This window comes from Streptomyces sp. NPDC049577, from assembly GCF_040675635.1.
In the GTDB taxonomy this organism is placed as follows: Bacteria; Actinomycetota; Actinomycetes; order Streptomycetales; family Streptomycetaceae; genus Streptomyces.
In genome coordinates this window covers 1-4,528 of record NZ_JBFAPH010000423.1, presented here as the reverse complement: position 1 = coordinate 4,528, position 4,528 = coordinate 1, and the positions used below count along the sequence as shown (strand labels likewise).

Sequence of the window (4,528 nt, the reverse complement as noted above, 5' to 3'; positions counted from 1 at the left end):
CCCCAGCTGGGGTGGGCGGGCAGGGGGACAAAGTCCTGTGAGCGCCGCCACGCGCGCGGCGCCCGGGCCCGGGGAGGCCCCGGACGGCAAGGCCGCCCGGGGCCCCCGTGCGTCCGGGGCTATCTCGCCGGGCACTGCTTCCAGGCCAGGTGGTAGATCGTGTTGATGTCCCCGTCGGTCGAGTCCATGGTCATGAAGCTCGTGGTCTTCGTCGGGTCCGAACTGCCGGCGTTCACCCGCAACTCGGTGTTGATGTTGAAGTTCCGCTGTTCCCCGCAGGGGGCCCAGACCAGGGCCGCGACGTCGACGGCGTCCGTCGCCTGCCAGTTGTCGCCGAAGAACCCGTTGAAGCTGTGGCTGATCGGCGTGGTCTGGTGGGAGCCCTGGAAGTAGTACGAAGCCTTCTCGGTGCCGGTGGCGCCCGGTTCGAGGTGCGCGAAGCCGCGGTAGTCGGCGCCGGCGATCGCGTAGGTGAAGCCCTGGGGCACGTGCACGATCAGGTTGAGCTGGCAGTTCTTGCGGAAGTCGGTGGGCTTGGCGCCGACGCCCACCTGGGCCAGGTAGTCGCTGTAGGTGACGGTGAAGGCCGTGTTGTCGGGTGAGACCGCGACGGCTGCGGTCCCCGCGGGACAACCGGACCCGTTGACCGTCGCGATCTCGATCACGATCTTGTCGGGGGGCGGGTTGGTGATGACGGAGGGGTTGTGCGTGGACAGCGGCGCGGCCAGTAACGCCGCGATCGCGCCAGCCGTGAACAGACCGCCGGGCATGAGTGGCTCCAATCGAAGGGCCATGGATCACGGGAGGTCATGTACCTGCCAATTCAACAGCCCGGGGGCTGCGGGCGCTCGCATCATAGGGAGGGGTCCGGCCGTTGGCCATACTCCGCGCCACGCGATCCCGCCGGGGCGCCTCCTGGCGCCCTTCCGGCAGGTCGCGCGCCCACCGCACGAGTGATGCCCGATCTGGCCGAAACTCGTTGCCGGCCCCGTCTGCGCTGGTCACCCCGGCGGTGACCACCGCCAACCGGTTGCCTTCCCACGGCTTTTTCCGCACGCGGGCTTTTAGTCAGGACTAAAGGTGGCATCCTCTTCTTCAGGAGCCCGGCGCACGACAGGCCGTTCAACGGCCCTGTCCCCGTGCGCGTTTCGCGGGCATGACGGCTAACAGGAGGTGGGCGATGGCCTGGCGACAGACCGCGGAAGGTGGCCGCGCCACGAAGGCGGCCGGCGAGAGACTCGCCCGGCAGGCCACGGCGTCGCTCGCGGGACTCCTGGCCGAACGCGGCATGACCCGCAAGGACCTGGCGGACTGCATGGGCGTCTCGCCGGGCCGGGTCAGCCAGATCCTCTCCGGCGGGGAGAACCTCACCCTGCGCTCCCTCGCCGCCGTCGCCGAATCGCTCGACGCCCGGGTCGAGATCACCTTCTACGACCCGCCCGAGCAGCGCGACCACACCCCGCCGGACCTCGAGTCCGCGCTGTGCGAGCCGGATCCCGTGGGCTCCCTCGCGCCGTCACCCCACCGCTGAACCGCTCGCGGCGTCCCGCGACCGCCTCGGGCCGCCGACGCCGCCCCCGCCGCCGCCCCGGCCGTTCGGACGGTCCGGTCCGCCCGGCGTCTTCGGGGCTTCCTCCCCGGTGAAGCGGCGCCGGAGTCCGAGGATCTTGCCGGCGTCGCTGCGCTTGCCGTGGGCGTGCTCCAGCTCCAGCAGCCCCTTGAGGTAGCGCTCGGCCTCGCCGAAGGCCCGCCGCACCTGCCGGGTCTCCTCCCGCGTGGGCCGGCGGCCGTGTTGCTGGCAGACCTTCTCGACCTTGGTCTCGAGCGTGATCCACTTCTGGGCCGCGGTGCGCACCTCGCGGTACCGGTCGTTGATCTCCCGGCGGAGGGCGGCACGCGCCCGGACCGGGCGTCCGGGGACGTCCACGCGCAGCAGCAGGTGCTGCTGGACCGCGGCGGCGAACGCGTCCAGGTCCCAGCAGTCGCGGAAGCCGGCGGCCATGCGCTCGCACCAGTCGGCCCGGTCGGTCCGCAGCCGCTGCGCGAGCTGGGCGAGGAGCAGCGAGTTGCCCAGGGTCAGCACGGCCATCACGGCCCGGCCGCCGCCCTGGTCGCCCCGGCCCCGGGGGACGACGCCCGAGCCCGCCACCACGCCCACGGCGACCGGGGGCACACTCGATGCGTGCGGCAGCAGCAGCCCGCTGGCCAGCGCGGCCATGCCGGATGTCCACAGCACGGCGGCGACCGTCAGGGCCGCCGAGCGCACGGTGCCGAGCAGCCGCCCGTCCTCGCGGTACCGGAAGACCAGGCTGACCCAGGTCACCGGTGCGCAGACGAGGGCGGGCAGCACCCACTCGGAGATGACGGACGCCTGGTCCCCTGCCAATTCGGCTCCCACGACAGCTCTCACACGGCGCCCCACCGGACGACCCGACGATGTTCCCACCACGGCCCGTCACGGCGTGCGACGATCCGCGGAAGCCCCACAGCGACCGAACGAATCACGCCACGTCATATGTCCCTGTGTTCACCGCCGTTGCTAGGAGATGGCGGCACCACTGGGGATGGCGGCGATGGCCACCGGGGACACATTCACGATCTTGTTCCAGGCGAAGTAGTACTTGTCCATCGCGGCCGGGCTGGTGATCCAGCGCTTGACGCCGTTGCTGATCAGGTAGACCTCGGGGGCGTTCGGGGCCTTGCCGAGGAAGGCGCCGTCGGAGAGCGCGCCACCGTCCGGGATGCTGCCGATGTCGATGACGGACTGGATGCCGTTCCAGTCGCGGAACAGGTTGTTGTAGGTGGCGGGGTTGGGTATCCAGCGGCGTCTGCCGTCGAGGACGAGGTAGACGGCGGGGCCGTTCACGGGCTTGACGCGCATGCCGTTGAGCTCGGGTCTGTCCTGCAGCACCTGCGCGGAGGGGCCGTGCGCCGCGCTCGTGCGGGTCGTGTCGTCCGCGGCCACGGCCGCGGGAGCGGCCGTCAGGGCGGCCGCGGAGGCGAGGGTGAGGGCCAGTGCACCGATCCAGGAACGGGTGGTCACGGTTTTTTCCTCTACGGATGTGAGGGCGGCCGGGTGTGCGGGGCACTCCCCGGCCTCGGCCGCCTGACAACCTCGTGGCGCCGTGCCCGGATGTCAACGTCCCTTCCCGCGCGCGACGGCCCGGTCGGCGCTTCTCCGCCAAGAGCGCCGGCCGGGCCGTCCTGCCCCGCCGATCCGTGTCAGAAGCGGCAGATGCCGCCGATGCCCTGCGCCGGGGCCCCGGCGATGCCGGGCGGCAGGACGCGGACGTCGGCGCCGGTGAGCAGCGCGGACCGGACGGCCACGTCGGCCAGCCGGGCCCGGACGACCGGGCCGGTGCCGGGCTGGAAGTCCTCGCGGAGTTCGCCGACCTCGGTGCCGTTGGGGCCGAACCAGGCGGTCCGGTCGTCCTGGGGGTCGTTGACGACGATCAGGGTGCCCATCCGGCTCTCCGCCAGGGCACCGAGCGTCCAGCGGACGCCGTCCACGGCGTGCCCGCGGATCCCGCGCTCGTCCTCCAGCCGGCGCAGCAGCGTGGTGGTCTGCTCCCGTCCGAAGCGGGCGGCCTCGGTCAGCCGCTGGGTCTCGCGCTCGGGCGCCGGGCGGTCCTCACCGCGGCCGCCGCCGACCTGGCCGACCGTCACGTCGCGCCGGACCCACTGGGGCAGGTGCTTCTCCAGGTACTGCCGGGCACGCACGTCGCCGGCGAGGAGCAGCAGCCGGGCGGAGACCTCGGACAGGCCTGCCGCGACGGCGTCGGCGGCCGCGGCCGCGTTGTGCTCCCAGGAGTCCTCGGCCCGGTGCTGGAACCGCATCTGGGACATGCCACCCATGGCGGGCTTGACGATCTCGTCGTCCGGGCCGTCGACCGAGCGGTGGACGGGCTCGACGGCGCCCTCCTGGTAGAGCCTGAGGTCCGCGCCGGTGCGGTCGACGACGGCGACCACATGGGCCGGGCGGTCCTGGCGCCATTCCAGCAGGGGCAGCAGATGGGGCAGCGGCGCCGTCTCGGCGCGGTCCCCCGTGCGGGCCCCGGGCGTCTCGGCGACGTGCCGCACATCGCCGTCGGAGGCGAAGGCCGCCAGGACGCCGGTGCCGGGCAGGGAGTCCAGGACGCGCGCGCTCAGCGCGTTCAGCGTGGCCCGCTCGGCGCCCTCGTCGGCCAGTCGCCGGGCGAGGGCGTTCCAGCGGGCCCCGGCCTCCTCGCCGCGCTCGGGGCGCGGGTCGCGGTCGAAGTAGACGGAGAGGAAGGGGCCCGGCGCGTCCAGGAGGTCGCGCAGGGTCCCGGTGTCGGTCCGAGGGACTGTGGTCATGGAGGTCCTCCTTCGATGGGCCGGGCGCGTTCGCGCCGGGCTGTCTGCCCGGACGCCTGCGCGCCATTCCCCGGGCGCTCGGAACGCTCCGTAACCAGCATCGGCCCCCGTCGGCCGTCCGGCCACCCGGATGGCCGACGGGCAGGTGGGGCCGTCAGGGGGCCGCCCGGGCGCCGCTCCGTCCGGCCGAGGG

At 73.2% G+C, this 4,528-nt stretch carries 5 protein-coding genes; 1 reads left to right on the top strand and 4 read right to left on the bottom strand.

Going from position 1 to position 4,528, the window contains the following annotated elements:
- Positions 1 to 119: 119 nt before the first annotated feature.
- On the bottom strand, positions 120 to 770 hold the full coding sequence (locus AB0K09_RS30085) for a DUF4360 domain-containing protein (RefSeq protein WP_366068573.1): 651 nt from the start codon (positions 768 to 770) through the stop codon (positions 120 to 122).
- Between the two features lie 410 nt (positions 771 to 1,180).
- Here AB0K09_RS30085 and AB0K09_RS30080 point away from each other — a divergent pair, with 410 nt between their 5' ends.
- Positions 1,181 to 1,531, top strand: coding sequence for a helix-turn-helix transcriptional regulator (locus AB0K09_RS30080; RefSeq protein ID WP_366068572.1), 351 nt, complete (start codon positions 1,181 to 1,183; stop codon positions 1,529 to 1,531).
- On the opposite strand, the gene AB0K09_RS30075 is transcribed toward AB0K09_RS30080, so the two are convergent.
- The 3 genes from AB0K09_RS30075 to AB0K09_RS30065 form a co-directional block, all read right to left on the bottom strand.
- A complete protein-coding gene (locus AB0K09_RS30075; protein ID WP_366068571.1) occupies positions 1,517 to 2,386 on the bottom strand; it encodes a hypothetical protein in 870 nt (289 codons plus the stop codon). The two genes, AB0K09_RS30080 and AB0K09_RS30075, sit on opposite strands and share 15 nt — an antisense overlap.
- 153 nt (positions 2,387 to 2,539) lie before the next feature.
- The gene (locus AB0K09_RS30070; RefSeq protein WP_366068569.1) at positions 2,540 to 3,043 is read right to left on the bottom strand and encodes a hypothetical protein; all 504 of its coding nucleotides are present in this window, start codon (positions 3,041 to 3,043) and stop codon (positions 2,540 to 2,542) included.
- A 179-nt stretch (positions 3,044 to 3,222) separates the two neighbouring features.
- The gene (locus tag AB0K09_RS30065) at positions 3,223 to 4,335 is read right to left on the bottom strand and encodes a Vms1/Ankzf1 family peptidyl-tRNA hydrolase (protein ID WP_366068568.1); all 1,113 of its coding nucleotides are present in this window, start codon (positions 4,333 to 4,335) and stop codon (positions 3,223 to 3,225) included.
- Positions 4,336 to 4,528 lie beyond the last annotated feature (193 nt).